Annotated in this window: 25 protein-coding genes; 3 read left to right on the top strand and 22 right to left on the bottom strand. The window is 63.7% G+C overall.

The genetic code is table 11. The features are described 5' to 3' along the window. Positions 1-8: 8 nt before the first annotated feature. Complete coding sequence (nosZ, locus tag ACUXH0_RS05835; protein ID WP_004627751.1) at positions 9-1,958, bottom strand: TAT-dependent nitrous-oxide reductase; 1,950 nt, start codon at positions 1,956-1,958, stop codon at positions 9-11. A gap of 238 nt (positions 1,959-2,196) precedes the next feature. Here nosZ and ACUXH0_RS05830 point away from each other — a divergent pair, with 238 nt between their 5' ends. Both ACUXH0_RS05830 and ACUXH0_RS05825 read left to right on the top strand, forming a co-directional pair. Continuing rightward, a complete protein-coding gene (locus ACUXH0_RS05830; protein WP_004627754.1) occupies positions 2,197-2,619 on the top strand; it encodes a c-type cytochrome in 423 nt (140 codons plus the stop codon). Between the two features lie 4 nt (positions 2,620-2,623). Next, entirely contained in the window at positions 2,624-3,664 is a 1,041-nt protein-coding gene (locus tag ACUXH0_RS05825; protein ID WP_182594006.1) for an FAD:protein FMN transferase, read from the top strand. Between the two features lie 75 nt (positions 3,665-3,739). Here ACUXH0_RS05825 and cheZ read toward each other — a convergent pair whose 3' ends face one another. The 21 genes from cheZ to ACUXH0_RS05720 form a co-directional block, all read right to left on the bottom strand. Then, complete coding sequence (cheZ, locus tag ACUXH0_RS05820) at positions 3,740-4,408, bottom strand: protein phosphatase CheZ (protein ID WP_004627757.1); 669 nt, start codon at positions 4,406-4,408, stop codon at positions 3,740-3,742. Beyond that, the gene (gene cheY / locus ACUXH0_RS05815; protein WP_004627759.1) at positions 4,408-4,809 is read right to left on the bottom strand and encodes a chemotaxis response regulator CheY; all 402 of its coding nucleotides are present in this window, start codon (positions 4,807-4,809) and stop codon (positions 4,408-4,410) included. Before cheY ends, cheZ begins: the two co-directional genes overlap by 1 nt. Before the next feature lie 150 nt (positions 4,810-4,959). Then, the gene (locus tag ACUXH0_RS05810) at positions 4,960-6,087 is read right to left on the bottom strand and encodes a protein-glutamate methylesterase/protein-glutamine glutaminase (protein ID WP_182594005.1); all 1,128 of its coding nucleotides are present in this window, start codon (positions 6,085-6,087) and stop codon (positions 4,960-4,962) included. Positions 6,088-6,111: 24 nt separating this feature from the next. Beyond that, complete coding sequence (cheD, locus tag ACUXH0_RS05805) at positions 6,112-6,729, bottom strand: chemoreceptor glutamine deamidase CheD (RefSeq protein WP_037028864.1); 618 nt, start codon at positions 6,727-6,729, stop codon at positions 6,112-6,114. A gap of 89 nt (positions 6,730-6,818) precedes the next feature. Beyond that, positions 6,819-7,700, bottom strand: a complete 882-nt coding sequence (locus ACUXH0_RS05800) for a CheR family methyltransferase (RefSeq protein WP_182594004.1) — start codon at positions 7,698-7,700, stop codon at positions 6,819-6,821. Positions 7,701-7,803: 103 nt separating this feature from the next. Beyond that, positions 7,804-9,708: a methyl-accepting chemotaxis protein gene (locus ACUXH0_RS05795; RefSeq protein ID WP_182594003.1), complete on the bottom strand. Its 1,905-nt coding sequence runs from the start codon at positions 9,706-9,708 to the stop codon at positions 7,804-7,806. 224 nt (positions 9,709-9,932) lie between these two features. Next, positions 9,933-11,780, bottom strand: a complete 1,848-nt coding sequence (locus ACUXH0_RS05790; RefSeq protein WP_182594002.1) for a methyl-accepting chemotaxis protein — start codon at positions 11,778-11,780, stop codon at positions 9,933-9,935. A gap of 123 nt (positions 11,781-11,903) precedes the next feature. Beyond that, the gene (locus tag ACUXH0_RS05785; RefSeq protein WP_004627770.1) at positions 11,904-12,395 is read right to left on the bottom strand and encodes a chemotaxis protein CheW; all 492 of its coding nucleotides are present in this window, start codon (positions 12,393-12,395) and stop codon (positions 11,904-11,906) included. Between the two features lie 80 nt (positions 12,396-12,475). Beyond that, on the bottom strand, positions 12,476-14,644 hold the full coding sequence (gene cheA / locus ACUXH0_RS05780) for a chemotaxis protein CheA (RefSeq protein ID WP_182594001.1): 2,169 nt from the start codon (positions 14,642-14,644) through the stop codon (positions 12,476-12,478). An 18-nt stretch (positions 14,645-14,662) separates the two neighbouring features. Beyond that, positions 14,663-15,076, bottom strand: a complete 414-nt coding sequence (locus ACUXH0_RS05775) for a response regulator (RefSeq protein ID WP_012430147.1) — start codon at positions 15,074-15,076, stop codon at positions 14,663-14,665. Positions 15,077-15,101: 25 nt separating this feature from the next. Beyond that, positions 15,102-16,049, bottom strand: coding sequence for a flagellar motor protein MotB (gene motB / locus ACUXH0_RS05770; protein WP_012430146.1), 948 nt, complete (start codon positions 16,047-16,049; stop codon positions 15,102-15,104). A 200-nt stretch (positions 16,050-16,249) separates the two neighbouring features. Next, positions 16,250-17,110, bottom strand: a complete 861-nt coding sequence (motA, locus tag ACUXH0_RS05765; protein ID WP_012430145.1) for a flagellar motor stator protein MotA — start codon at positions 17,108-17,110, stop codon at positions 16,250-16,252. A 541-nt stretch (positions 17,111-17,651) separates the two neighbouring features. Next, positions 17,652-18,212, bottom strand: a complete 561-nt coding sequence (gene flhC, locus ACUXH0_RS05760) for a flagellar transcriptional regulator FlhC (protein ID WP_004627781.1) — start codon at positions 18,210-18,212, stop codon at positions 17,652-17,654. A gap of 77 nt (positions 18,213-18,289) precedes the next feature. Beyond that, positions 18,290-18,607 carry a flagellar transcriptional regulator FlhD gene (gene flhD, locus ACUXH0_RS05755; RefSeq protein ID WP_182594000.1) on the bottom strand — a complete coding sequence of 106 codons (318 nt, stop codon included), beginning with the start codon at positions 18,605-18,607 and terminating at the stop codon, positions 18,290-18,292. 860 nt (positions 18,608-19,467) lie between these two features. Continuing rightward, on the bottom strand, positions 19,468-20,364 hold the full coding sequence (locus tag ACUXH0_RS05750) for an SMP-30/gluconolactonase/LRE family protein (RefSeq protein ID WP_012430144.1): 897 nt from the start codon (positions 20,362-20,364) through the stop codon (positions 19,468-19,470). Next, positions 20,361-21,215: a citryl-CoA lyase gene (locus tag ACUXH0_RS05745; RefSeq protein WP_012430143.1), complete on the bottom strand. Its 855-nt coding sequence runs from the start codon at positions 21,213-21,215 to the stop codon at positions 20,361-20,363. Before ACUXH0_RS05745 ends, ACUXH0_RS05750 begins: the two co-directional genes overlap by 4 nt. Before the next feature lie 2 nt (positions 21,216-21,217). Further along, positions 21,218-22,405, bottom strand: coding sequence for a CaiB/BaiF CoA transferase family protein (locus tag ACUXH0_RS05740; RefSeq protein ID WP_004627789.1), 1,188 nt, complete (start codon positions 22,403-22,405; stop codon positions 21,218-21,220). A gap of 71 nt (positions 22,406-22,476) precedes the next feature. Continuing rightward, positions 22,477-23,271: an IclR family transcriptional regulator gene (locus ACUXH0_RS05735; RefSeq protein WP_012430142.1), complete on the bottom strand. Its 795-nt coding sequence runs from the start codon at positions 23,269-23,271 to the stop codon at positions 22,477-22,479. 20 nt (positions 23,272-23,291) lie between these two features. After that, positions 23,292-24,296: an ABC transporter substrate-binding protein gene (locus ACUXH0_RS05730; RefSeq protein ID WP_182593999.1), complete on the bottom strand. Its 1,005-nt coding sequence runs from the start codon at positions 24,294-24,296 to the stop codon at positions 23,292-23,294. A 33-nt stretch (positions 24,297-24,329) separates the two neighbouring features. Beyond that, a complete protein-coding gene (locus tag ACUXH0_RS05725) occupies positions 24,330-25,160 on the bottom strand; it encodes an ABC transporter permease (protein WP_012430140.1) in 831 nt (276 codons plus the stop codon). Further along, the gene (locus ACUXH0_RS05720) at positions 25,144-25,965 is read right to left on the bottom strand and encodes an ABC transporter ATP-binding protein (RefSeq protein WP_004627795.1); all 822 of its coding nucleotides are present in this window, start codon (positions 25,963-25,965) and stop codon (positions 25,144-25,146) included. Before ACUXH0_RS05720 ends, ACUXH0_RS05725 begins: the two co-directional genes overlap by 17 nt. 258 nt (positions 25,966-26,223) lie before the next feature. On the opposite strand from ACUXH0_RS05720, the gene ACUXH0_RS05715 reads away from it, so the two are divergent. Further along, positions 26,224-26,736, top strand: coding sequence for a FlxA-like family protein (locus ACUXH0_RS05715; RefSeq protein WP_009240450.1), 513 nt, complete (start codon positions 26,224-26,226; stop codon positions 26,734-26,736). Positions 26,737-26,809 lie beyond the last annotated feature (73 nt).

Below are 26,809 nucleotides of genomic sequence, written 5' to 3'. Positions count from 1 at the left end.
CCTCGGAATCAGGCCTCAACGATCATGCGACTGCGCATTTCAAGGTGCAGTGCATGACAGAAATGCGTGCAGTAGCACCAGAACACGCCGGGCTTATCGGCAATGAACGTGACCGACGCGGTTTCCTGCGGATTGACGATGAAGTTGATGTTGTATTTCGGAATCGCGAAGCCGTGGGTCAGATCCTCGACCTTGTCCAGATTGGTGAGGATCAGCGTGACCTCGTCGCCCTTCTTCAGCTTGAACTCGCGCAGGCTGTACGCCGGAGCCTGCGAGGTGAGCCGCACCGTCACCTTCTTGCCATTGCGCACCACGCCGGACTGCTTCGGGTCCTTGGTGGCAAGTGGGAAATCGTCCAGCGAATAGACCTGCTTCGGGTGCAGCAGCTCGCGCTTGAAGATGATGAAGTCGTGCGGCTCGCTGCGGATCGGGTGGTCCTGCAGCAGCACCATCTTGTCGCCGGAGATGTCGATGAACTGTTCGTTTTCGGGGTGCAGCGGGCCAACGGGCAGGAAGCGGTCCTTGGAGAACTTGCAGCCAACGGCGAGGAACTTGCCGTCGGCGGCCATGGTTTCGGATTGCGATGCGCTCAGGTGGCCCGGCTGGTAATGCACGTCAAGGCGGTCGACCACGTACTTCGCGTTCTTGTCACCGTTGTGGAACTTGATGGCGGCGTCAATGTTCCACTTCACGATCTGGCTGTCGAGGAACAGCGTCGTGTATGCGTTGCCGCGCCCGTCGAACGCAGTGTGCAGCGGCCCCAGGCCAAGTTCGACCTCCGCCACGATGGCGTCGTCGATCTTGGCGAGCTTGCCGTCGAACCAGTCGAGCACGCGAGACAGCTCGATGACCGTACCGGTGGGCGAGAGCTTGCCGGCACAGATGAAGTACTTCTGGTCGGGGCTGGCATTGACGCCGTGCGGATTCTTCGGCACCGACACATAGGCCGTCAGTGCTGTCTTCGGATCCTGGTTGGCCGCGTGCGTGCCGTCCACCACCGGCACCTTGGAGTCGCCGATGGTCTTGAACTTGCCGGCCTTGACCGCCGCCTCGATGCGCGCAACGTTGAAGAACAGACAGGCATCGCGCTCCGCAGACATCATGTCTTCGTAGTGCACACCCATCTCGGTGTTGTACTGGTTGGTGGCAGCCAGCTTGCCGTCGTACGACGTTGCGACGAGGTCGCAATTGCCGTCGATCAGCACCTGCCAGCGCACTTCCATGGTTTCAGCGTCCACGCACGTGAACAGTGAACGGTACTTGGACGGATCATCAATGCCCGCCGTGTTCGGTAGCGGGATCGCAAACTCGCCGCCGCAGAACACGCGCGTCGTGTAGTTGATCTTCGGGTCGAGCGGATCGCGCTTGTCCGGGAAGATGCCGTGGAAGCCCTGCACGTTCGGCAGTTCGGTGATCTTGTCGCAGATGAAGTAGTCGAGCCGCACGCGCCCCAGGCGCGAGTTGATCTTGTCGTTGATCCACGCATAGCGGCCGTCGTAATTCCCATCCTTGTACGACGCGTGCACGTGGTGGGTATCACCCACCGTGTACCTGAGACTGCCGTCGGGCTTCGTACCCATCACCTTCTTCGATTCGTTCGTGATGCCCCAGCCGACCAGCGCATCGGGCACGAACATCGGAATGCGATGGATCTCGCGCCCCGAGGGCATGCCCATGACACGCATGTCGCCGGTATGTCCGCCGCTCCACAGGCCGTAGTAGGTGTCGAGTTCACCCGGCTTGGGATGCATGCCCGCAATGACGTGTTCCCCTGCGGCCGTGGCCGTGGGCGCGCTGGCAGATGCAGCGGGTGCGGCAGCGGGTGTGCCCTTGTCAGTGCATGCCACGACCGTTGCCAATCCGGCAAGCGCTGCGCTGTTCATGAAGCGACGCCGCCCCGGTACGCTCAGCGCTTCTTCCTGCTGTGTGGATGGCGATTGTTGGTGCTTGGTCATCATCGATCCCTGTATCGATTCCTCTATCGGTTTTCACAAAGCCGGGCGGAAAGATGCCGGCTCACATCTGCGCTCTGACCTTCTCGGCAAGTCGCATCTTCGGCTCGCAGGCAGCCGAAGCAATTGACTTTCGTCACACATTCTTGAAAAACATATTTTTTATGCATCTTTATGGCAAGGGAGCGTACAGAATGCGATTCGTGTTCATTTGCGGACCCCGCGCCGACTCAAGGAGATTTCCATGCGCACGAAAACCACCCTAGGGCTGATGTTGATTTGCGGTGCCGTTCTTGCGGCCTGTGGCCAGAAGGAACCCGCCGCGCCCGCGGCCTCCACCGCTGCGGCACCCGCGCCGGTACAAACCAGCACACCCCCCGCCGCAACGACGGTGGCCGCAGCAGCGGAACCGGAGAATGCGCTGGGTAAGCGCACGTTCGCCAACGTCTGCTCGATGTGCCACGCCGCAGGGGTTGCCGGGGCACCAAAGCCGGGCGACAAGGCCGACTGGGGGCCACGCATCGCACAAGGTAAGGACACCCTTTACAAGCACGCACTGGAGGGCTTCAACGGCAACAAGGGGGCCATGCCCGCACGCGGTGGATCGACCTTGCCGGACGACGCCATCAAGGCTGCGGTTGACTACATGGTGGCGAAGTCGCAGTAGCGCCATGCATCCGCTGCCCCCTTCCAACCTGGGCCGCCGGCGCTGCCTGGCGGGGGTGCCCCTGCTGGCAGTCGGCATGTTCGTACGGCCGGCCCTGGCAGACCCCACTGTGGAGCGCGCATCCACTCAATTGCTGGGCACTCAAATCGACATCATTGCGCAAGACGCGAGACCGGGCGCCGCCGGTGCGGCCATGCGCGCTGCCTTTGTGGAGATGGCGCGGCTCGAATGCTTGATGAGCCGCTACCGGCCCGACAGCCAGGTCAGTGCACTGGCACGCGCGGCGGGGCGGAACCCCGTGCCGGTGGCACCTGAAGTCATGTCGGTGTTCAAGCTTGCCCGACAGGTCTCGGAGCAAAGCCGCGGCGCCTTCGATATCACCGTCGGCGCGTACTCCGGCTGGAATTTTGATCCGGAGCACAGCCGCATTCCGAGCAGCAGCGAACTGGCGCGTGAGCGCCGCTTCGTCAACTATCGAGACGTCGTTCTGGACGAGCGCCACGGCAGCGTCTACTTGCGACGCCCGGGGATGAGGCTGGATCTTGGCGGCATTGCCAAGCTGCCGATCCTGGAGGCAGGCATGCGCGTGCTACGGCAACACGGCATACGCGATGCCATGATCAACGGTGGAGGCGATGTGGTGGCCAGCGGGAAGCTGCAAGGTCACGAATGGCGCGTCGGACTGCGCGATCCGCTTGCGCCGGAGCGACTGCTGGGCGTGGTCACGCTCAGTGACGGGGTTGTGGCGTCATCCGGAGACTACGAGCGCTACTTCATGCTCAACGGTCAGCGTTTTCATCACGTTCTCGATCCGGAAACGGGTCTGCCTGCGCATGGGCCCCATGGCGTAACCCTGATCGGTCGCGACGTTGACGACGTCAACGGCCTTGGCGCGGCAATCATGGCAGCGGGCACCGCCACCGGGCAGCGGATGCTTGCACCGATGCTCGCACGCGTGGACGCCCTGATCGTAGGTTCTGGAGCTCGGCCGTGGATGTCGGCCGGAATGGCAACGCGCTTGCGGCAGTTCTCTGCAAGCAGTTGACGTTGATGCCGCCCGCTCAGGGTTCGGCAGAAGAAGTACCGGCCCTCGCGACTGCGAGGGCCAGGCAACGCAGGTTCAGAAGCCGAGGCTTTCCAGCAGGTCGTCCACCTGTTCCTGGTTGGCAACCACATCCGGATGGTCCGGATTGATCTGCGGGCCGTTGAGCAGCGACGTCGCCACTTGTGCGGCTTCCACGCGAAGGTGTTCCGGCGCGTTGTCGAGCAGGATGCCGACGAGCTGGCTTTCGATGAGCTGGACAACGTCCAGCACCTTCTTGATCACCTGGCCAGTCAAGTCCTGGAAGTCCTGCGCCATCAGGATTTCCATGAGTTGCTGGTTCGTGTCGCGCGTTTTTTCAGGAACGCTGCGCAGGAAGCCATTGGTCTGGCCGACCAGCTCGCGGATCTCGTCGTCGCCCAGTTGGCGGTCCATCCACGACTGCCAGCGGTTGACCAGTGCCTGGGAGTCGGACTCCAGTGCGTCTTGCACGGGCCGCGCCGCGTCGATGGCGTTGAGCACGCGGGTGGCCGCCTGCTCGGTCATGTTGGCGATGTAGTTCAGGCGGTCGCGCGCGTCGGGGATGGCTGATGCGGCCTTCTCGACACCCTTGTCCAGGCCCAGTTCGCGCATGCTTTCGCGCAGCATGCGGGTGAGGTGGCCGATGCGCTGGAGCATTTCGGGCATGTCGCCGTGGTCCACGCCCTCTGCGGCCAGCGCCTGGGCGCCATCATGCATCTCGCTCATCACGCCCCCTTTTCGAGCTTCTCGAAAATCTTGCCCAGCTTTTCGTCCAGCGTGGCAGCCGTAAAGGGCTTGACCACGTAGCCGTTGGCTCCTGCCTGGGCGGCGGCGATGATGTTTTCCTTCTTGGCCTCGGCCGTCACCATCAGCACCGGCAGCTTGCTGATGGCGGTGTTGGCGTCAGCCCGGATGCTCTGCAGCATCTGCAGGCCATCCATGTTGGGCATGTTCCAGTCCGAGATCACGAAATCGAACCGGCCTTCCTTGACCTTGGCCAGGCCGGCGGCGCCGTCTTCGGCCTCGTCGACGTTGGCAAAACCGAGTTCCTTGAGCAGGTTACGCACGATCCGGCGCATCGTCGGGAAATCGTCGACGACGAGGAATCGGTACTGGCTCTTGTCCATGGACACAATCTCCGCAAACTAACTGAATTGGGGGGTTTTGGGGCTTCCTTGGCAATCTTATCGGCGCCTGGGGCCGATTCTTGAGCGCCGGAATGGTTTGGGGCGCCTGACTGCTGCGCCCCGCAACCAATGTACCCATAAAGTGCAGCGTTAAACCCGCGTCACGCGGCCATGTGCAGACAGCTTGGCCAGCACGTGCGGGCCGATCTGCGACAGCGGCAGAACTTCGTGCACGCCGCCGTGGGCCACGGCTTCCTTGGGCATGCCGTAGACCACACAGGACGCCTCGTCCTGCGCGACGTTGTAGGCGCCGGCGTTGCGCATTTCCAGCATGCCCACCGCGCCGTCCTTGCCCATGCCGGTGAGGATGACGCCCAGGGCGTTGGCACCGGCGTTGCGCGCGGCGGACCGGAAGAGCACATCCACGGCCGGACGATGGCGGTTGACCGGCGGGCCCTGGTCCAGCTCCGTGACGTAGTTGGCGCCGCTGCGGCCCAGCGACAGGTGCATGTCACCCGGGGCAATGTAGGCATGGCCGGGCAGCACACGCTCGCCGTGCGCGGCTTCCTTCACGCGGATGCGGCACAGGCCGTCCAGCCGCTTGGCAAACGACGTGGTGAAACCCGCCGGCATGTGCTGCACGATCAGGATGCCGGGGCAGTCGGGCGGCATTTCCAGCAGGAAATCCTTGATGGCCTCGGTGCCGCCTGTGGAAGCGCCCACGATGATGAGCTTTTCCGTCGACGAGAAATGGGTACGCGCAAGTGCCGGCGTGGCCGGTGCGTGCTCCGCGCGAACGGGTGCGCCGGGCGCTGATGCCGTTGCCGAGGCGGCCGCAGCAACCGGGGCGGCCGTGCGCGGACGCAGCTTTGCCCGTGCTGCCGCGCGGATCTTGTCGGCAATCTGGTCGGCGTATTCGTTCATGCCGTCGCGCATGCCCAGCTTGGGCTTGGCGACAAAATCCACCGCGCCCAGCTCCAGCGCGCGCAGTGTGGCTTCAGAGCCGCGCTCCGTCAGCGAAGAGATCATGACCACCGGCGTCGGGCGCAGGCGCATGAGCTTTTCCAGGAAGTCGAGGCCGTCCATCTTCGGCATTTCGACGTCCAGCGTGAGCACGTCCGGATTGGTCTGCTTGATGAGGTCGCGCGCGATGATCGGATCGGGCGCCACACCCACCACTTCCATGTCCGGCTGGCTGTTGATGATCTCCTTCAGGATGCTGCGGATCAGTGCGGAATCGTCGATGCACAGCACCTGAATCTTGCGTTTGTCGTTCATGTTCGGGGGGGCAAGTTTCAGGGATTAAGTAAAGAGTTGCAGGCGCGAGGCTGGCTTCGTCGTGATGGACTTCGACAGCTTGCTGGCGTATTGCGCCTCGCTGTCCAGCTCGGCCGCCGTGTTCTGCGAGCGCAGCTTGCGCACCATGATCTGGCCGGTGGACGGTACGAAATACACCTTGCGCGGATGCACGTCGAACAGGTCTTTGGCGGCCACGGTCAGGCCTTCGTTGCGCAGGAATTCGAGCACGAACTTGCCGTTGCGCTCGCCCACGTCGAGTGTGCTCATGCCGGCCAGCACGGCGGCGCCGCCAAACACCTTGATCTCCAGGCGCTCGCGCTTGGCGCCCGCCTTGTAGAGCTGGTTGAGCAGCACTTCCATGGCGTGTGTGCCATAGCGCATGGAGGGCGACAGGATCGATTCCCCTTCGTTGCGCGAGGGCAGCATGAAGTGGTTCATGCCGCCAATGCCGAGGGTCTTGTCGCGCACGCAGGCGGACACGCACGAGCCGAGCACCGTGACCAGCATCAGGTCTTCGGTGGTGACGGAATACTCGCCAGGCAGCACTTTCATGGCGCGCCGGCTGAAGGTGGTGTCGTAGTAGGCGTGGGTGCTGGCCGCCGATTGCGCGAGCGTGGCCATGGCGCCAGCGCTCATGCCGCTGGCCATGCCGCTGTCGCCGCGCACGGCATCGGCGGCCGATTGCGGCGTCGCGCGTTTGCCGAATTCGATCATCGTGCCCCCATCCTGGCGCGCAGTTCGGGCGCGACTTCGTACACGGTCTTGCCGCGCAGCGACCACGCCTTGGTGACCTGCAGGAAGCTCTCCGAATGGCCGGCAAACAGCAGGCCATCGGGTTTCATCACGTCGATGAAATGCTCAAGAATCTTGGCCTGCGTGGGCTTGTCGAAATAGATCATCACGTTGCGGCAGAAGATCACGTCGAACTTCTGCTGCAACGGCCAATCGCGGTCGAGCAGGTTGATCTGGCGAAAGTCGATCATGGCCTGCAGTTCGGGCCGCACCCGGGCATAGCCCTCCTGCTTGCCGGTACCGCGCAGGAAGTACTTCTTCAGGCGCTCGGGCGACAGGGCCGCGACGCGCTCCATCGGATAGATGCCGGCGCGGGCGCGGGCCAGCGCGTTGGTATCCACATCCGAGGCGATCACGCTCACCTGGCTGGGCGACATCGAGCCAAAGGCTTCGGCCAGCGTGATGGCGATCGAGTACGGCTCTTCGCCCGTCGACGACGCCGAACACCACACGGTGAACGGCGTGCGCTTGGCCTTGGCGTGCTCGTGCAGGATCGGGAAGTGATGCTGCTCGCGGAAGAACGCGGTGAGGTTGGTGGTCAGCGCGTTGGTAAAGGCCTCCCACTCGTCGGGCAGGTGGCCTTTTTCCAGTGCATCGAGGTAATCGCGGAACGAGCCGAGGTTGACCACACGCAGGCGGCGGGCCAGCCGGCTATAGACCATTTCACTCTTGCGGTCGGACAGCGAGATGCCGACGCGCCGGTAGATCAGGTCGCGGATGCGGCCGAAATCTTCGGCGGTGAATGAAAACTCGCGCGACGCGAGCGTCGGCGAAACTGGCGCCAAGTTTTGTGCTGCCATGGATAACTAACCCCGTGTTTGGCGAGTCTTGATGCCCGCTCTCAGTCGTTGGCGGGCACCATTACCGCAGGCCGCGCCAAGTTTTCTATTGGCGAGGCTGGCGTCAGAAGGTGCTCCAATCATCTTCATCGGCAGAACCGGTGGTCAGCTTGAGGGCCGGGGCGACGACGGCCTCCGAAGCGGCTGCCGAAACGACGGCGGCAGCCACCGGCACAATCGGTGCATGTGCATCGTGAGGCGCTTTTTCTCCTTGCGCGGCAGCCGGGCCGGCAACCTGCTCGGGGGCAGCCTCCGGTAACACAGCCGGCTTGGCGGCTTTGCGCGAAGCCAAGGCGCGCGCAATCGAGGGCACCACTTCGGTCTTGTGGGGGCGGGCTTCGCCGGGCACGGCTGGCGCCGCAACGGCAATCGGCGCCGCCACGGCCAACTCGGCCGAGGCATCGGTGCGGAACGTCGCCACGGCATTGCGCAGCAGTTGCGCCTGCTCTTCCAGCGACAGGGCGGCGGCGGCGGCTTGCTCCACCAGCGCGGCGTTCTGCTGCGTGACCTCGTCCATCTGGTTCACGGCCTGGTTGACCTGTTCGATGCCGGAGCTTTGCTCGTCCGACGCGGCGGAAATCTCGCCCATGATGTCGGTCACCCGGCGCACGGCCACTACCACCTCCTCGATCACCGTGCCGGCTTCGGCCACCAGGGCCGACCCGTTGCGCACACGGCCCACCGAATCGCCGATCAGCTCCTTGATTTCCTTGGCCGCCGTGGCCGAGCGCTGCGCGAGGCTGCGCACCTCGCCGGCCACCACTGCAAAACCGCGTCCCTGTTCGCCCGCGCGCGCGGCTTCCACCGCTGCATTCAGGGCGAGGATGTTGGTCTGGAAGGCAATGCCTTCGATCACGCCGATGATGTCGGCGATCTTCTTGCTGCTGGCGTTGATGCCGGCCATGGTTTCGACCACGCGGCCCACCACTTCGCCGCCCTTGACGGCGATGTCCGACGCGCTGCCGGCCAGCTGGCTGGCCTGGCGGGCGTTGTCGGCGTTCTGCTTCACGATGCTGGTCAGCTCTTCCATGCTGGAAGCGGTTTCCTCCAGCGACGAGGCCTGCTCTTCCGTGCGCTGCGACAAGTCTGCGTTGCCGGCCGCGATCTGCTTGGTGGCGCTGGCAATGGAATCGGCGGAACTCTTGATGTTGGTGATCGTGCCGGTCAGTTGCTGCTGCATCTGCGCCATGGCGAAGAGCATGCTGTCATGGTCGCCGGGGCGGGTCTGCACGTGCACGGCCAGATCGCCGGCGGCAATGCGGCGCGCGATCTCGGCCGCGTACGAAGGCTCACCGCCCAACTGGCGCGACAGCCGGCGCGCAATGACCAGGCCCAGCACGATGCCGAGCAGCGCACCTGCGCAGGCCATCACCATCATCACCAGGCGCGAGCGGTGTGCATCGTCACGGGCCTTGACGGTGGACGCGGCAGAGACCTCTTCCACACGCTTGACCATCTTGTCGAGCGTCTTTTCAAACGCCGCGGTGTCGTCCAGCAGGCCGACGTTCTCGGCCGTGACGCGGCTGTCGAACTGGGTCGGGTCCAGGCCCTGCTTGTCCATCAGCGCAACGAAATCGGTCATGCGCTTGCCCCAGACGGGGTAGATCGCATCGACCTCGCGGATCATCTTCTTGCCTTCGTCCGACGTGAACAGCGGGCGCACGTTCTCCACCCCGTCTTTCAGGTGCTGCATGCTGTCGGCAATCTGCGTGCTGAGCGTCTTGCGCTCGGTGAGCGTGGTGGCAATCAGCAGGGCCGTCTGGGCGCGGCTGGCGTGTGCCAGGCTGTTGGCCGCGCTGCCCATCTGCGTGATGGCGCGCATCTGCTTTTGCGCCAGCTCTTCGCTGGCCTTTGTCAACTGCGTGATCGTATAGATGCCCAACCCGCCAATGGCTGCGCCCATGGCCGCCACGATCAGAAAACCACCGGTGAGTACCGTGGACACCGGCAAACGCTTGATCCAACCCATGTTGTCTACCCTCTTCCTGTTTTTATATGCCCCCTACCGCTATCGGCCTGCGGGGGACGGCTCTTTAGAACCGCCATGGGGTCATGCCACTTCAGTGGGGGGTCACCCCGGCTTCAGCGGGCACTAGCCCAGGCAAAAAAAAACCTGCCCCGGAGGGCAGGCTGCACACCACAAACACACACGAGAGAGCTTTCGCGAGCAGCGAAGATCCCGTGCATACATGGTCAAAAGGTCTCCCAGTCGCTATCGTCGCCGCCTGCGGCAACGAGCTTGGGTACGGGCAACTTGGGCGCTGACGCAGCCGCTTTGGTCTCGGCAGCGGCGGCGGTGCGCTCGCGTTGTTGTTCCTTGGCGGAGGCCGGCGCTGCAGTTGCAGCCCCGGTCTGCGCGATGGGTTCAGCGGTGTTGCTGCCTGCTGCGGCCTTCGGCTTGGCGGCACGGCTGGGCATGGCCTTGGCTTTCAATGCCGGCTTGGCTGCCACGCGCGCGGCCACCGACACTGCGGGTACCAAGTTGGCCTGCGCGCCGGCTTGCGTGCGGAACGCCTCCACAGCCTGGCGCAGCGCGCTGGCCTGCTCCTGCAGCGACATCGCGGCGGCAGCAGCCTGCTCCACCAGCGCGGCGTTCTGCTGCGTGCCTTCGTCCATCTGCGTGACGGCCCGGTTGACTTGCTCGATACCCGCGCTCTGTTCGTCCGATGCGGAGCTGATCTCGCCCATGATGTCCGTCACGCGCTTGACGGCGACCACCACTTCGTCGATCACGCTGCCCGCTTCCGCCACCAGCGTCGTGCCGTTTTCAACGCGGCCAACCGAATCGCTGATGAGTTCCTTGATTTCCTTCGCAGCCGTGGCCGAGCGCTGGGCCAGGCTGCGCACTTCGCCTGCCACCACCGCAAAGCCGCGGCCCTGCTCGCCTGCGCGGGCGGCTTCGACCGCCGCATTCAGCGCCAGGATGTTCGTCTGAAAGGCAATGCCTTCAATCACGCCGATGATGTCTGCGATCTTCTTGCTGCTGTCGTTGATGCCGGCCATGGTGTCCACCACCCGGCCAACCACTTCACCGCCCTTGACGGCGATGTCCGATGCGTTGCCGGCCAGCGTGCTGGCCTGACGTGCGTTGTCGGCGTTCTGACGCACGATGCTCGTCAGTTCTTCCATGCTCGATGCGGTTTCTTCCAGCGCCGAAGCCTGCTGCTCGGTGCGCTGCGAGAGGTCCGCATTGCCGGCAGCAATCTGCTGCGTGGTACTGGCAATCGAGTCGGAACCCGAGCGCACCTGCCCCACCATCTTCTGCAGGCTGTCCTGCATGCGCTGCAGTGCGCGCAGCAGGCGGCCGGTTTCATCGGCGCGATCCACCTGGATGGTGTGCGTAAGGTCGCCCTGCGTGATGTGCTCGGCCGTTTCGATGGCGCGCATCAACGGCAGCGTGATCGAACGGCGTAGCGCCCACGTCAGCAGCCCGCCCACCAGAATGCCGCCTAGCAGCAGGCCGGTGGTGAGGGCGCTGAGATTGCGCTGTTCTGCCTGGCTGGCTTCGTAGCTGGTTTTGGCCACGTCCATCTGCAATCGGTTGAGCGCCGCGACCTTGTCGCCAAGGGGGCGGTACAGCGCCGGCATGACGTCCATGACCGTCTTGTTGATGCGCGCTTCGTCGTGCGCTTGCACGGCTTGCATCAACACCTGTGCGCCATCACGCAGGAAGACGTCGCGCAGGCCCTGAGCCTCGTCGGCCAGCTTGCGTTCGTCTGCCGGGGTGGGCAGCGCGCGGTAGCGCTTCCAGGCGGCGTCGGACTTGTCGAGGAACATCTGGGCGCGCTCAATCGTCTTTTCCATGCCGGGCGCATTGGGCGCCATGGCTGCACGATCCAGCACGATGCGGAAGCTCAGGAGATTGGAATCGGATTCGGCCAATGCCACGGTGCCCGCCAGCTGCACGGCATAGCCGTCCTGCACGCGGGTGTTGGCGTGCCGCATGCCAATCAGGCCCGTCAAGCCCACGATGACGGCGAGCACACCAATGCCCGCCATCATCAGCCCCAAACGGAGCCGGATGGTCATTTTGCTGAACATGCTTCCCTCCCCTAACGGCGCCGCACCTGTTGTTACGGTGTCTTGTCGCCGCTGGGCCCCGTGGGCCCAACCTTCATTTGCCGTGGGCACATACGCCGTGCCCCGGCCGAATTCATGTCGCGATCAGGCGGCTTCAGCTTCGTCGCACAGAGCCATGTCGGCCGACAGCAGCAGGCGCTCGATGTCCACCAGAATCAGCATGCGCTCGTCGATCGAGCCCAGGCCACGGATGTACTCCGTGTCCAGCGCGCCCGAGAACTCCGGCGCTGGCTTGATCTGCTGGCTTTGCAGCGTCAGCACGTCCGACACGCCATCCACCACGATGCCGACCACGCGGTCCATCAGGTTCAGGATGATCACGACGGTGTACTGGTTGTATTCGACACGATCGAGCTGGAACTTGATGCGCAGATCAACGATCGGCACGATGATGCCGCGCAGGTTGATCACACCCTTGATGAAGTCGGGTGCATTGGCAATGCGCGTGACGGTCTCGTAGCCGCGGATCTCCTGCACCTTCAGGATATCGATGCCGTATTCCTCGCGACCCAGCGTGAAGGCCAGGTACTCCTCCCCGCCGGTGTCGTCGCCGATCGCGTGTTTCTTGACTTCCATTGCGGCTCCCCTCGGCCCCGTCGGGCCACTAGATTGAATTCATTTTGGGTGGCGGATCCCACCCCGGCTGGCGTGAACGCTTATGCCGCGGCCATCGCCTCGGTCGAGAATCGACCGCCTTGTGGTTCGCCCAACTCGTGCTTCTCGGCAGTAACGGCACGCATCGCGTTTTCTGAATGGCCCGAGCGGGTCTCGCGCATCAGTGCCGACACATCGACGATCAGGGCCACGCTGCCGTCGCCCAGGATGGTCGCGCCCGAAATGCCCGGCACGCGGCGGTAGTTGGTCTCGAGGTTCTTGACCACCACCTGCTGCTGGCCGACCAGTTCGTCGACCTGCAGCGCAATCTTCTTGCCTTCCGAATCCAGGATCACGACGATGCCTTCCGACGGATCGGGCAGCGACGGCGTGATGCGGAAGCGTTCGTACATCGGCACCAGCGTCAGGTATTCGTTGCGCACCTTCAGCAGGCGACCGCCGCCCGGCACGGCCTTGATGTCTTCGGGGCGCGGCTGCAGCGATTCGGCCACGCACGACAGCGGGAGGATGAACACTTCCTCGCCGGTCTTGACCGACATGCCGTCGAGAATCGCCAGCGTGAGCGGCAGCACGATGCGGATCGTCGTGCCCTTGCCCTTCTGCGACTGGATCTCGACGTAGCCGCCCATCGACTGGATGTTCTGCTTGACCACGTCCATGCCGACGCCCCGGCCGGAGACGTCCGTCACCTGGTCGGCCGTGGAGAAGCCCGGCGCGAAGATGAGCTGGTTGATCTCGTCGTCGGTCATGTTGTCCGACACGGGCAGGCCGCGCTCGCGGGCCTTCTTGAGGATCTTGTCGCGGTTCAGGCCCTGGCCGTCGTCGCTCACTTCGATGACGATGTTGCCGCCCTGGTGGGCCGCAGACAGCAGCAACTGGCCGGTGGCGTCTTTGCCGGCGGCCACGCGGGCTTCGGGCAGTTCGATACCGTGGTCCAGGCTGTTACGCACCAGATGGGTGAGCGGATCGATGATCCGTTCGATCAGGCCCTTGTCCAGTTCGGTCGATTTGCCGAACGTCGACAGCTCGACCTGCTTGCCCAGCTTGTGCGCCAGGTCGCGCACCAGGCGCGGGAAGCGGTTGAACACGTAGTCCATCGGCATCATGCGAATGGACATGGCGGCCTCTTGCAGGTCGCGTGCATTGCGCGTGAGTTGCGACAGGCCGGCAAACAGGCGCTCGTTGAGCACCGGGTCGAAGGCCTGCGCGGTTTGCGCCAGCATGGCCTGCGTGATGACGAGTTCGCCCACCAGGTTGATGAGTTGATCGACCTTTTCCACGCCCACGCGGATCGACGTTTCGGCAGCCACGGTCGGCTTTTGGTCGGCCGCGGCCGGGCGGACCGGCACCGGGACGGCGGCAGCGGCCTGGGCCGGCGCAGCTTCGTTGGCAGCCGGGGCGTGCACTTCCGTCTGTGCGGCAGCGGGCGCCGGTGCAGCCACCACCGGCGCAGCGGCTTCAGCGGCCGGCGCCGCGCCACCTACGTGCGGTGTGATAACGATCTGGTCGGCATCGATAATGAAGCAGCTCACCGCGATGATGTCGTCGGCGGTGCAGGTGCTCTGCAGCACGATGTCGCTGTTGCGGCCGGTGCGCGCGTGGCGCAGCACGGTGCCCAGGTGCTTGAGTTCGGTGACGATCAGCTCGCAGTCTTCGTTCGAGACGTTGATGAGCTTGATGTCCAGGCCGCCTTCGATGTCGCCCACGACTTCGGCTGCAGGCGCCTCGACAACCACCGGGGCGGGCTGGGGCGCGGCCACCGGTTCGGGTGCCGCCGCCACGGGGGCCGCAACTGCCGGTGCGGCAGCAACAGGGGCACCGTCCTCGGCGGTCAGGCTGTTGAGCTTGGCCACCATGTATTCGAGCGTGGCCGTATCGATGGGGTGCTCTTGCCGGTAGGCATCAAGTTGGCTTTTCAACACGTCTTTCGTTTCCAGGAAGGCATCCACCATGTTTTCGCGCAGCTGCAGGGTACCGGTGCGGGCGCGATCCAGAATCGATTCGGCCACATGCGTGAGTTCCGTCATGTGCGTGAAACCGAAGGTCGCAGCGCCACCCTTGATGGAGTGCGCGCAACGGAAGATGGCGTTCAGATCGTCGGAGGAAGGGTTGGCGACATCGAGGTTGAGCAGCAGCCGCTCCATGTCGACGAGCAGCTCTTCCGCCTCTTCGAAGAAGGCGCCGAAAAACTGGCTAAGGTCGAGGTTCATATCTGTCGTCTCGGTCGTTTAATGCGTCGATGCAGACCCGTGGGTCTGCGCATGCCATTCGAGCAACTGCATCACCGAATCCGTCAGCCCATCCGGGTCGAACGGCTTGGGCAGGAAGCCCGTCGCGCCGGCAGCACGTGCCTGGTCGCGGATGGAGTTGTCTGCCTCGGTGGTCAGCATGAGGATCGGGGTGTCGGCGTAGGCAGGCAGTGCGCGCAGCGCGCGGATGAGGGTCAGGCCGTCCATCGACGGCATCACCTGGTCGGTGATCACAAGGTGGTGGCTGCCCTGCGCACTCGTGCGCACGGCCTCCAGCGCGGCGGAGCCGTCGCCGGCTTCCGTCACGGCAAAGCCGCACTCGCGCAGGCACGCGGCAATCATGCGGCGGATCGACGTGGAATCGTCCACCACCAGGATGTGTTTCTCGCTCATTGACTGTTTCTCCCCTCGGCGCTCTTTATGGCTTGGCCGCAGTCACCGCGTCTGCCACACCCGTGGCACGTGCGGCGGCGTCGGTCAGCGTGTCTTTGCCGTCATTGCGCAGGTCGGCCACCGGCTCGACCCCACCCGAGCGCACGGCTTCTGCGGCGCGCGCGTTGAGCACGACGATGCTGATGCGGCGATTGATCGGGTTGTAGATATTCGTCTTGTCCAGCGGCACCGATGCCTCCAGGCCCACCACGCGGCTGACCTTCTCGGGCTTCATGCCGCCCGCCACCAGCTCGCGTCGCGATGCGTTGGCGCGGTCGGCCGACAGTTCCCAGTTGCTGTAGCCGTGCTGCGTGGCGTACTGCGTGGCGTCGGTGTGGCCCGACAGGCTGATCGGGTTGGGCACATCGTTCAGCGCCGTGCCCAGCTCGCGCAGGATGGTGCGCATGTACGGCTGCACCTCGGCGCTGGCGTTGGCAAACATCGGGCGGTTCTGCTGGTCGACGATCTGGATGCGCAGGCCTTCGGTGGTCATGTCGATCAGCAACTGGTGCTTGAACTGGCTCATCACCGGGTTCGTCTCGACCATCTCGGCAATCTTCTGCTTGAGCTTGTTCAGCGCCGCATCGTCCGATTCATCGCGGATGTTGCGCTGGCGCTGCACCGTCGGGCTGGGACTCGGGTTCGGCTGCGGCATGTTCTGCTTGAGCGCCGGGCTGCCCTGCAGGATGCTCGACTGGTCGCCCGACCCGGCGCCACCGAACAGCGCCACCTTCAGCGGCGTGCGGAAATACGTTTCGACCGACGACAGCTCGGCCTTGGTCACCGAGCTGAGCAGCCACATCAGCAGGAAGAACGCCATCATGGCGGTCACGAAGTCGGCGTAGGCGATCTTCCACGCGCCACCGTGGTGGCCGTGTCCGCCTTTCTTGTTGCGCCGAATGACAATGAAGGTCGGCGTGCTGGACTTGCTCATGGTCCGCTCCCGTCGGTGTGTACTGTGTGGTTAGTGGCGCAGCTCGGTGGCTGTGCTCTTGTGGTCGTAGTGATCGTTTTGAACCCGCTCAGGATCCGTAGCGAGCAGGCCCGAGGTTGGCGCGAGAAGCGCAGCCGTACACGGGTACGGCGAGCATCGCAGGGCCAAGATCGGGACGCGCAGTAGGATCATGAGTGGGTTCAGGCTGTCTTGGCACCGCGTACGTGGTCTTCCAGCTCGGCAAAGGACGGACGCTCGGTCGAGAACAGCACCTTGCGGCCGAATTCCACGGCAATTGCCGGCGCGTAGCCGTTCATGCTCGCCAGCAGCGTCACCTTGATGCACTGGAACAACTTGGTCGATTCTTCGGCGCGCTGCTCCAGCAGCGAACCCAGCGGCCCGATGAAGCCGTACGCCAGCAAGATCCCGAGGAACGTGCCGACCAGCGCAGAGGCGATCAGCTTGCCCAGCTCTGCCGGCGGCAGGCCGACCGAGCCCATCGTGTGCACCACGCCCATCACGGCGGCGACGATGCCGAAGGCCGGCATGGCGTCGCCCACTTTGGTGATGATGCGTGCAGGTTGTTCGGCTTCGTGGTGGTGGGTGTCGATTTCCTGATCCATCAGCGCTTCGATCTGGAACGGATTCAGGTTGCCGCCGACCATCAGGCGGAGGTAATCGCAGATGAAATCCAGCGCGTGGTGATCGGCCTGGATGGCGGGGTAATTGGCGAACAGCGTGCTTTCATGCGGGTTCTCGATGTCGGCTTCGATCGACATCATCCCTTCGCGGCGGATCTTGGACAGCACCACGTACAGCAGCGCCATCACTTCCATATAGAGGGCCTTGGTGTACTTCGAGCCTTTGAACAGGCCCGGCAGCGCCTTGACGGTGGCGTTGATGGCCTTTTTGTCGTTGCCGACCACGAAGGCGCCAATGCCGGCGCCGAAGATGATCAGCAGTTCGGTCGGCTGAAACAAGGGCCCGAGGTGTCCTCCGGCCAGCATGTAGCCGCCGAACACCGACGCGAGAATCACGATGTAACCGATGGCAACTAACACGGGGCGAACTCCTGAATGGGCGATCCTTCGATCAATACAAAGGGGAATATCGGCATTCCCCCGGTTAACTGAAGGCCGGGGCCCCTGGTTTTGCTGCTGCGCAGTGCTTGGAAAACCCTGCCACCGCGCGCTTCTTCCCCAAGAACGGCAACAAAACGGGCGGCTTGAGCGCCACCCGGCTCAAAGAGGCCGTTCCCCTAGGCTGATCCAAAGAAAAAGGGACGGAAATCGCTTTCCGTCCCCCACTTTTCGCCTTTCTTCCTTCTTCTCTCTACGCGCGGCGGCAAAAAAAATGCCGGTCCGCAGTTTCCCGCGACCGGCCTACCCCCTTCCCCTTTTGTCCTGCCTGAGCCCCTGTGCTTTTCCTGCTCTGTGTTCGTTGCTCTTTTGTTCTTTGTATTGTTATTTGCCGGTCTGGCCGGCTTATTCCCGCAATTCCCTTACTGCTACGCGTATTTCCCGTCCGCCCTTTTTTGTCCATCCCCCGGCGGTTTTGCACGTCCCGTGTTCCCGACTTCCCGTATTCCTGCAAATGCCGTTATCAGGCGTCGATCGTCTTTTCTGCGATCGCATCAACCGGAGCAGCGACGCGCTTTTTCTTTCCTGCGCGTGACGGCGGCTGGCACACACCGCACACGAAATCATGGTGCAGGTCGTCTGCGTGGGCCACGAAATGGCCGGTGCAGCGCTTGCACTTCACGGTGTGCAGCATCTTCCCCTCGAAGAATTTCAGCATCATCCACGCGCGGGTGATCGAGAGCACCTCTTCCTGTTCGTGGACGTGAATATGTTCCTGGTACAGCTTGTAGGCCGAGATCAGGCGGCGCACACCGGTGCTGCGGCTGTTCTCGCCCAGAAAACGGTAGATGTTCAGGAAGATCGACGAATGGATGTTCGGCGACCACGTCAGGAACCAGTCTGCCGAAAAGGGCAGCATGCCCTTGGGCGGCGATTCCCCACGGATTTCCTTGTACAGCTTGACCAGCCGCTCACGGCTGAGCGTGGTTTCCTGTTCCAGCAGTTGCAGGCGCGCACCGAGCGAAATCAATTCCGCTGCCAGGTGGATCTGCTCAACTTCGTTCATGACGCTGGTGTGACGCATGGCACTGCTCCCGCTTTCGCTTGCTGCTCATCCAAAGTGCAATCTCTGAACCCGGCGGAACACCCGCCGCAAACGGTTCAGCTGATCTGCTCAACCGCCTGACGTGCCTGCAGGATCGACATTTGCGATTGCTGCAGACCCTTGTCACGGTGCGGCTGGGTCACCAGACCCAGGATGGCGTGATCGTCAAAGCGGAAGCGGCACAGCATCATGTTCGTGCTGGCCAGCTTGACGATCTGCGCGGGCGACATCGTCAGCAGGATGTCAGCCAGTTCTTCAGAGATGCCAAGGCGAAAAAGTGCGGCATCGCGATCCTTGGCCAGCATCTGCTGAGCAAGCATCAAGTAGGTGAGATTCAGTTCGCTGATCTCGGAAACAATGTCTTGCGTGTCCATGTATGTCCCGTCGTGTGCAGTAAAAGTACAACCTGCATCCGATCTCGCATGGTGAAGTCCGGTTGGCGCTATTTTCTGCGCCTACCCTCGCCGGGCTGTTCACCAATCCCCACGGATCGGATGTTCCTGCAGTTGGCGCCGTTGCCGGCACTTCCTGCTCCTTCTTACTCACGTCGCTAAAGACATGGCGAAGTTGTTTTCTGTTGAACACATTGTGGGTTGACGTCCGGGGTAAGTAAAGAAGGGGGGACCCCTACGTCGGAGGGGTGATGTAGTCCATTTTCTTGTAGGCAATTTTCCTACAAATCTGTTAATAAACGTGGCAGATGAAGCCTTTGCCGACGCGACGGACCAGGGTGGACGATGCGCTAAAGCGGGCGTTTGACACGTATTTACCCCAATGAACGCCGAAAGAAAGCAATTAAATTGCCTAAAGTCTCCAAAAATCGACAGCGAAGGCGTCGCACTTCTGCGACTCTGAGCATCGGATGCTGGGTTAACCGCTTGTAGGACACTTCTGACCCACTCCTACACGCCGTGTAGGACAGTTCTGGTCGGTTTCTGGTCAGTTTTGTAGGAACGCTCCTACAGTCCAAGGAGGATTTTGTAGGAGATATCCTACCTTTCTGTTTACTTAAAGCAGACACGTCTATCTAAACGATACGAAAATCACCTAGGAAGAGAGCGCCCACGGATGGGGAAGGCCGGGCACATCACTTTTTCTGGTGCAGTGCGGCAAAAAGTGCCGCATAGGCCTCTGCGGAAAGGAAAAAGGCGGGAATTTTGACGATCCGACGGCCGACCCTCTTGTAGGACAGCTGTAGGACAACGTGAGCTGCAGCAACAGCCCACGTGTGCCGTCAGTCGTGGGGCGGCGGGGTCCAGCGGGCGCGCAATATGGTGCCCGTAGCGGATTCAGTGATGACGAGCGAGTGCCCGTCTGGCGTGAGTGCAACGTTGGTGGTAGTGCGCCCTCGGCACGACGCGATGCGGGCCAGCGGTTCGCCGTGCGGCGAGACGACGAACACCGCGCCTAGCGACGCATGCGCGACGAACAGGTGGCCGGCTGCGTCCATCGCCATGCCGTCGGGGCCGCTGGTGCCGTAGAACTGCGCGAAGCGGCCCACCTTGCTTGTGCTGCCATCGGCAAGCAGGGGCAAACGCCAGACGGCGTTGTCGCGCGTCATGGCAACGAACAGCGCGGATTCGTCAGGAGTGAGCACCAGACCGTTGGGGCTCGGGCCATTGGCGAGCAGGCAATCGAGCCGGCCATCCGTGCGCAGGCGATATACGCGGCCGGTGGGGTCGTGCAGGCCAGTCTGGCCTTGGTCGGTGAAATAGACATCGCCGTTACGAGCGACGATCAGATCGTTGGGGCCCTTGAAGCGTTCGCTGTTGCGGCGGGTCAGGAACGGCGTGACCGCGCCCGTCGCGGGATCCAGCGACAGCAACCCATTCTTATAGTCCGCGATCAGCAGCGTGCCGTCGTGGCGCAGCGCCAGGCCATTCGGTTCGCCGTCGTATTCCGCCACCACATCCCAATCGCCCTGCGAAGAGACGCGCAGGATGCGGCCATGCGGAATGTCGACCAGCCAGAGATTGCCGTGCGCGTCCCAGCACGGGCCTTCCAGAAAGCAATCGACCGGCGCGCCGCCTTTATTGGCGCGGGACCATTCGGTCGGCACCGGGCGACGCAACGCGACCGGCATCTCCGCAAAGACGGTGGTTTCGATGACGGGCCAGTTGAAATACGTCATGGCGCGGGGGCGGGCTCGGCTTGCGCCAGATGCCGCGTGGCATGCCCGGTATAGCGGTACGGTAGCTGGCGCGGCATCGGGCCTTTGTTGCGCTCGCCGCGGCCGCTTTGCTCCCAGGCGTGCGCCAGGATGCCAACGGCACGCGAGAGACAGAACACACCGCGCGCAAGCGGCGCCGCAAAACCCAGTTCCGCATAGATCACGGCCGTGGCGCCGTCGATGTTCATCGGAATCGGCTTGCCCTTGCGGCTGGAGAGCAGTGCTTCGATGGCGCGGCCGATGGCGGCATACCGCCCGCCGACCACACCGTCCTGCGCAGCCTCGTCCACCAGCGCAAGCAGGCGCCCCGCTCGCGGGTCGACCGGGTGGAAGCGATGTCCGAAGCCCGGCAAGTATTTGCCATGCGCAGCGATAAACGCGTCGACACCCGCCGCCGTTGCCGCCTCCAGCGAGGCGCCGTCGAACATGCGCGCCTCGATATCGTGGAACAGCTCGACCGCCTGCTGCCCCGCCCCGCCGTGTACGTCGTCCAGCGCGTTCAACGCAGACGCCATCGCGCCGTTGAGCGGCAGGCCACAGCTCGTCGCCATCTTGGCAATCGCAATGGATGGCGCATGCGGGCCGTGGTCGACGGATGCCACCAGCGCCGCTTCCAGCAAGACCGCCTGCCGCTTGGCCGGCAATTCGCCGCGCAGCATCAGCCAGATCATTTCGGCAAAGCCGATCTGGCCGATCAGCTCCTGGATCGGGTAGCCGCGTACGTGGATGCGGCCGGGTTCGATGTCGATGATGTCGGTGCGCCAGTAATCGGCAGCGAGGCCGGCGGCGTCCTGTGTCGGTGCGGTCGTCATGATCAGATGGCGCCTTCAGCGCGCAAGGCTTCGATTTGGTCGTGGCGGTAACCGAGCCTGGTGAGCCAGTCGTCGGTATGGGCGGAGAGCATTGGCGCGGGGGTCTGCGGGCACGGGTCTTCGCCCGAGAGGCGGAACCCCGCGCGCGTCACGTGCTGCCCCGCTTCCGGGAACGCGGTGACAAAGCCGCGGCCCGTCACTTGTTCGTGCGCCAGCACGCCAGGCACGTCGAGCACCAGCCCGGCAGGAACGCCGGCATCGATCAGCAGCGGTTCCCATTCGGTGGCCGGGCGCGCGGCCAACGCTGCTTCCAGCGCGTCGTTGAGCTGCTGGCGATGCTCCTTGCGTGCATGGCGCTCGGCAAAGCGCGCGTCGGTGGCCAGCTCCGGATGCCCCACCACGCGGCACAGCGCGGCAAACTGCTTGTCTTCGTTGGCGGCGATGTTGATCAGTCCATCGCCCGTGGTGAATGTGCCCGACGGCGCGGCGGTGAAATTCTGGTTGCCCATCGGCTGTGGCGTGACGCCGGCGTTCAGATAGTTGGAGACGACCCAGCCCATGGTGGCGAGCGTCGATTCCAGCATCGACACATCGACCATGCAGCCCTGCCCCGTGCGTTGCGCGCCGAGCAGGCAGGCGGTGACGGCCAGCGCCGCCGTGATGCCGCCCACCGTATCGCTGATCGGGTAACCCACGCGCAGCGGCGCCGATGCGTCGTCGCCGGTGACGCTCATCACGCCGGAAATGCCCTGGATGATCTGGTCGTATGCCGGTCTGCCGCTAAGCGGGCCATCCTTGCCGAAGCCCGAGATGGCGCAGTAGACAAGACGCGGATTCACCTCGCGCAGCACGTCGTAGCCGAGTTCCAGGCGGTCCATCACGCCGGGGCGATAGTTTTCGATCAGCGCATCGGCCTGCGCCACCAGCTTGAGCAGGATCGCGCGCCCTTCCGGGTGTTTCAGGTTGACGGTGACGGACTGCTTGCCCGCATTGACGGCGACGAACGAGGCGCCCATCTTGCGGCGCGCCTGCTCCGGATCCGCCCCGAGACGGCGGGCGAGGTCGCCATTGCCGGGCACTTCGACCTTGATGACTTCAGCGCCGAGCAAACCCAGCTGATAGCCGCAGAACGGCCCGGCCAGCACGTTCGACAAGTCGAGCACGCGCAAACCCGCGAGAGGCAAAGCCATGAAAACAACTCCTGCTACACAGTCGGCTCCGCCCCTCGCCCCGCTCAGGAGGTTGGGCGTCTTGGCGGAGCCTAGGTTTTAGAGATCAATTGGGCAGCGAGACGCAGCGGTGCGGGGTCGCCACCCAGCGTGGACGTGATTTGCGCGGCGTGCTCGAGCACCGGCACGCGCCACGATTGCAGCAACGCCCCGTCGATACGCGACGCCGGACCGGCCAGGCACAGCGCACCCCGCAGCGCCTGCTGCGCACCAAACACCGGCACCGACAGGCCAACCGTTTCCCGATCGCGCTCGCCGATCGATACGTAGTAGTGATCGCGCCGGATCGCGTCGTAAGTGGCGCCTTGCATGCCCGAAAACGCGCACAGCACGCGCCCGCCCGAACCGCGCTCCAGCGGCAGCACATCGCCCTCGCGCACGTGATCGCGGATCGAATGGTTCGAATCCACGCGGTGCAGGCAGACACGCACATCGCGCTCGCGGATGTAGAGCGACACTGCCTCGCCCGTGGCCTCGGCCAGCGCACGCATGTGCGGCAGCACCACGTCGCCCAGGCGCATGCTGCGCTGGTAGAGCGCGCCAAGCATCAACGGCGCGGCCCCGATCTGGTAGCGGCCGTCTTCCAGGCGAAACAGCATGCGATGCTGGATGAGCGAGCCGGCCAGCCGCAGGATCGTGCTCTTGTAGAGCCCAGTGCGGGCGGCCAGCTCAGCCAGCGTCAGCGCGTAATCGCCCGGGCGGAACGCAAACAGGATCGAGAACGCGCGGTCCAGCGCAGCCACGCCCGACTGCCCCGGCGTGGCGGCATCGCCCTCGTTGGCGGCGGGCGTGGTCTCGTTCTGGGTGGTTTGGCGCTCTGCGGTCATGGCGGGTTGGGCGAGACGGTTCACTTGACCGTCTTCAAGGCTTGGTCGACGAAGCGGTTAGTGTACGTTTTCGCCAGGTCGATCCTGGCGCTGCGGATCTTTTCGTCGTAGCTCGAGAGGACCGTGAGGGCCACCTTGGCATCGGCATCGGTCATCAGGCCGTCCTTGGAGAAGATCGGCTTGGAGTGGCGCAGCGCATCGACAAACACGTCGCGCCCACCCACCTGCTGCTCCTTGGGCATCTTGTCGGCAATGGCCTCGGGCGTGCTGGCGTCGATCCATTTGAGCGTGCGGATGAAGGCATTCACCAGGCGCTGGACGGTCTCGGGGTTCTTTGTCATAAAGTCGCGCGTGACATACAGCGTGGCGGTCGGGTAGCGGCCGCCGAATACCGCGTTGGAACCGGCATCGGTGCGCGTATCGACGAGGAATTTGGCGGCGCGGCGCTTCTCCAGCAGGCTCGCCACGGGGTCGAAATTGACGAGTGCATCGATCTCCTTGCGATCCAGCGCCACCATGCCCGGTGCGCCGGAACCCACCGCGACGTAGGACACGTCGTTCACCTGCAGCCCGTTCTTGATGGCGTAATAGCGGGCAAACAGATCGGTGGACGAACCCGGCGCGGTAATGCCGATCTTCTTGCCCTTCAGATCCTTGCCGCTCTTGATATCCAGGTCGGGCCGCACGGCCAGCACGATGCCGGGCGTAACGTTGAGCAGCGCGACCGACACAATGTCCTTGCCCTGCGCCTGAATGTGGATGGTGTGGTCATAGAAGCCCACCACCGCATCGGTCGAACCGGCAATCAGCGCCTGCAGCGCCTTGCTGCCGCCGGCCTGGAAATTCTCCACCTTGACGTTGAGCCCTTCCTTCTGGAAGTTGCCCAGCGACTGCGTGAGCGGCACCGGCATGTAGTTCAGGATCATCGAGCCGACCGACAGGCTCACGTCCTTCTTCTCCGGCTCGGCGGCGTTGGCTGCGGAATAGACGGCCGCACACAACAGGGCCGAAATCCATCGCTTCATGGTTGTCTCCATCATCATTATTGGTATCGGGGGTCAGGCACTGGTCTCGGGATCAACCTTCGGGCGCCACACCAGCAACTTGCCCTCGAGCGCATCGACGCTGCGGTCCAGCGCAATCACGAAGGCCGACAGCACGACGATTCCGGAGAACACGCCGGTGGCATCGAACACGCCTTCGGCCTGCGCAATCAGGTGGCCCAGGCCGGCTGACGAACCGAGGTACTCCGCCACGATTGCGCCCATCACAGCCATGCCGACGGAAGCGCGCAGGCTGGAGAGAATCCAGCTCGTAGCCGACGGCACATACACATGGCGCAGCAGGCTGATGCGGCTGGCCTTGAGCAGCCGCGCGTTGGCCAGGATGACGGGGTTCACCTCGCGCACACCCTGGTACGTATTGAAGAAGGTGATGAACAGCACCATCGTCGCGCCCAACGCCACCTTGGAGGTCAGCCCCAGCCCGAACCACATCACGAAGATGGGCGCGAGCAGGATGCGCGGGATCGCGTTGAAGACTTTGATGAACGGGTCCAGCACCTCGGCCGCGAGCCTGGACAAGCCGAGCCACAGCCCCAGGCTGATGCCGAGCAACGTGCCGATGCCGAACGAGAGAATCGTCTCGGCCAACGTGATGGCCAGATGCGTGTAGATGTCGCCGGCGGTAAACCACTCCCAGATGCGCGCGACGATCGACGACGGCATCGAGAAATAGAACGGATCGACCACGCCCGCACGGCCAAGGCCCTCCCACGAGCCGAACATCAACACCACTACGGCCAACTGGAACAGGCGGATCTTGGTCTTGTGCGCGAGACCCGTGCGCTGCGCGCCCACGGCAGGCATCGTGTTAGTGCTGGACGGCATGGCTCTTCTCCACTTCAGTGCCGAGGATCGACCAGATCTCGCGATACAGGCGGATGAACGCGTCGGACATGTTGATTTCAGACACGTTGCGCGGGCGCGGCAGCGTGATTCCCACATCGCCGACGGGGCGGCTGGCGGGCCCGGCGGACATGACGACCACGCGGTCGGCCAGGGCAATGGCCTCCTCCAGGTCGTGCGTGATGAACAGCAACGATTTGCGGTCTTCCTGCCAGAGGCGCAGCAACTCGCTCTGCATGAGGTGGCGCGTGTGCACATCCAGCGCCGAGAACGGCTCGTCCATCAGCACGATCTTGGGCGAGAGGATCAGCGTCTGCGCCATGCTGATGCGCTTCTTCTGACCGCCCGAGAGCTGATGCGGATAACGCGCTTCGAAGCCCGCCAAACCGACCTTCTTCATCCACGGACGGGCGCGCTCGCGGGCCTCATCCACCGGCATGCCCTGGAACACCAGGCCCAGCGCGACGTTGTCGAGCGCCGTCTTCCAGGGCAGCAGCGAGTCCTGCTGCATCATGAAACCGGCCTTGCCATTGAGCCCGGTCAACGGCTCACCAAACACGCTGACCGTGCCACCAGCGGGCTTGAGCAGCCCCGTCACGGCGTTCAGCAACGTGCTCTTGCCGCAACCCGTCGGGCCCACAACGGCCACGAATTCGCCTTCGCCAATCGACAGGTCAACGCCTTGCACCGCCGTGAAGCTGCCGAACCGCACCGAAACCTGATTGAGCTGAACCGCCGGCAACCCGGCGTGGAGTCGGCCGCTGGCGGCCGGAGGGGAAGAAAGCATGGGCGTCTCCTTGAACGCGCCTGATTCGATGCGTTCTGTCTGTTGAAATATAATTCTATTTTATACACCACAAACCACGCCGTTAACGAGCGTAAACCCGTAACCTCCCGAAAATCCACTGGAGCCCTGACAAAAGAACGCACAATTTCTCGCGTTACGTTCTTTTAGAAGAAATAATGTTCTGTTAGTCAGAATTTAGACGGACACCACTTACGAGATTTATTGACCCGAACGCTAAAGTTTTCTGCCTGCCATCCGATGAAGGGCGTACTGATCAGCGAGATGGCCATGCAACTTTCTTCCCCTTCCGTTTCTACTGCGACCGCCGGCGCATCGGGCAGCGGGACCAGCTCGGCCCCTGACATCGAGCGCCTGCAGCGCCAGCTCAAGAACCTGCAGAAGTCGATGCAGGATCTTCCCGCGCAGAATCTGCCGCCCGATCAAGCACGCGAGCAGGCGCAGTTGCTCAGCCAGCAGATCCAGATCGTGCAGGCGCAGATCGCGCGCCTTCAGGCGCAGAACGGCCTGGAGCAAGCGGAAACCCGCTTGGAAAATCGCCACAACGCCTCCAAGAGTGCATCGGGCACCAGCACGACCGATGCGACGACCCAGGCGCGCACGACAGCCAAGGTCACTGGCTCCTCCACGCTGAGCGATGCCCGGCTGCAAGCCCGCCACGCAACACAGGCGCAAGCGGCACAGGCGGCCCACCCGGCCAGCGCTGAAGCCATCACACCGGCAGAGCCCCCGCTGGTTTCCGTCAAGGCCTGACCGGCGGCAGCGCGGCGCCGGCCTTGTCTTGCGGGCAACCAGTTGCCGATGCCCGACCCTCTCTTTCCTCACC

The organism is Ralstonia sp. 110700041-2 (assembly GCF_056280165.1).
The sequence above is the reverse complement of the archived record's forward strand: the minus strand, read 5'-3'. Positions and strand labels throughout refer to the sequence as shown.

Bases quoted from the DNA above. Each gene is read 5' to 3' on its own strand.
- cheD (WP_037028864.1), bottom strand. From the start codon at position 6,729: ATGGCCACGCTCGCGCAATCGGCGGCCAGCACCCACGCCTACTACGAC.
- ACUXH0_RS05785 (WP_004627770.1), bottom strand. From the start codon at position 12,395: ATGGAAGTCAAGAAACACGCGATCGGCGACGACACCGGCGGGGAGGAG.
- ACUXH0_RS05715 (WP_009240450.1), top strand. From the start codon at position 26,224: ATGAAGGGCGTACTGATCAGCGAGATGGCCATGCAACTTTCTTCCCCT.
- cheA (WP_182594001.1), bottom strand. From the start codon at position 14,644: ATGAACCTCGACCTTAGCCAGTTTTTCGGCGCCTTCTTCGAAGAGGCG.
- flhD (WP_182594000.1), bottom strand. From the start codon at position 18,607: ATGGACACGCAAGACATTGTTTCCGAGATCAGCGAACTGAATCTCACC.
- ACUXH0_RS05725 (WP_012430140.1), bottom strand. From the start codon at position 25,160: ATGCCGTCCAGCACTAACACGATGCCTGCCGTGGGCGCGCAGCGCACG.
- ACUXH0_RS05830 (WP_004627754.1), top strand. From the start codon at position 2,197: ATGCGCACGAAAACCACCCTAGGGCTGATGTTGATTTGCGGTGCCGTT.
- ACUXH0_RS05790 (WP_182594002.1), bottom strand. From the start codon at position 11,780: ATGTTCAGCAAAATGACCATCCGGCTCCGTTTGGGGCTGATGATGGCG.
- cheZ (WP_004627757.1), bottom strand. From the start codon at position 4,408: ATGAGCGAGATGCATGATGGCGCCCAGGCGCTGGCCGCAGAGGGCGTG.
- ACUXH0_RS05810 (WP_182594005.1), bottom strand. From the start codon at position 6,087: ATGAACGACAAACGCAAGATTCAGGTGCTGTGCATCGACGATTCCGCA.
- ACUXH0_RS05795 (WP_182594003.1), bottom strand. From the start codon at position 9,708: ATGGGTTGGATCAAGCGTTTGCCGGTGTCCACGGTACTCACCGGTGGT.
- ACUXH0_RS05825 (WP_182594006.1), top strand. From the start codon at position 2,624: ATGCATCCGCTGCCCCCTTCCAACCTGGGCCGCCGGCGCTGCCTGGCG.
- ACUXH0_RS05730 (WP_182593999.1), bottom strand. From the start codon at position 24,296: ATGAAGCGATGGATTTCGGCCCTGTTGTGTGCGGCCGTCTATTCCGCA.
- ACUXH0_RS05720 (WP_004627795.1), bottom strand. From the start codon at position 25,965: ATGCTTTCTTCCCCTCCGGCCGCCAGCGGCCGACTCCACGCCGGGTTG.
- flhC (WP_004627781.1), bottom strand. From the start codon at position 18,212: ATGCGTCACACCAGCGTCATGAACGAAGTTGAGCAGATCCACCTGGCA.
- motB (WP_012430146.1), bottom strand. From the start codon at position 16,049: ATGAGCAAGTCCAGCACGCCGACCTTCATTGTCATTCGGCGCAACAAG.
- ACUXH0_RS05775 (WP_012430147.1), bottom strand. From the start codon at position 15,076: ATGAGCGAGAAACACATCCTGGTGGTGGACGATTCCACGTCGATCCGC.
- ACUXH0_RS05740 (WP_004627789.1), bottom strand. From the start codon at position 22,405: ATGGCTTTGCCTCTCGCGGGTTTGCGCGTGCTCGACTTGTCGAACGTG.
- ACUXH0_RS05745 (WP_012430143.1), bottom strand. From the start codon at position 21,215: ATGACGACCGCACCGACACAGGACGCCGCCGGCCTCGCTGCCGATTAC.
- cheY (WP_004627759.1), bottom strand. From the start codon at position 4,809: ATGGACAAGAGCCAGTACCGATTCCTCGTCGTCGACGATTTCCCGACG.
- ACUXH0_RS05750 (WP_012430144.1), bottom strand. From the start codon at position 20,364: ATGACGTATTTCAACTGGCCCGTCATCGAAACCACCGTCTTTGCGGAG.
- ACUXH0_RS05800 (WP_182594004.1), bottom strand. From the start codon at position 7,700: ATGGCAGCACAAAACTTGGCGCCAGTTTCGCCGACGCTCGCGTCGCGC.
- nosZ (WP_004627751.1), bottom strand. From the start codon at position 1,958: ATGATGACCAAGCACCAACAATCGCCATCCACACAGCAGGAAGAAGCG.
- ACUXH0_RS05735 (WP_012430142.1), bottom strand. From the start codon at position 23,271: ATGACCGCAGAGCGCCAAACCACCCAGAACGAGACCACGCCCGCCGCC.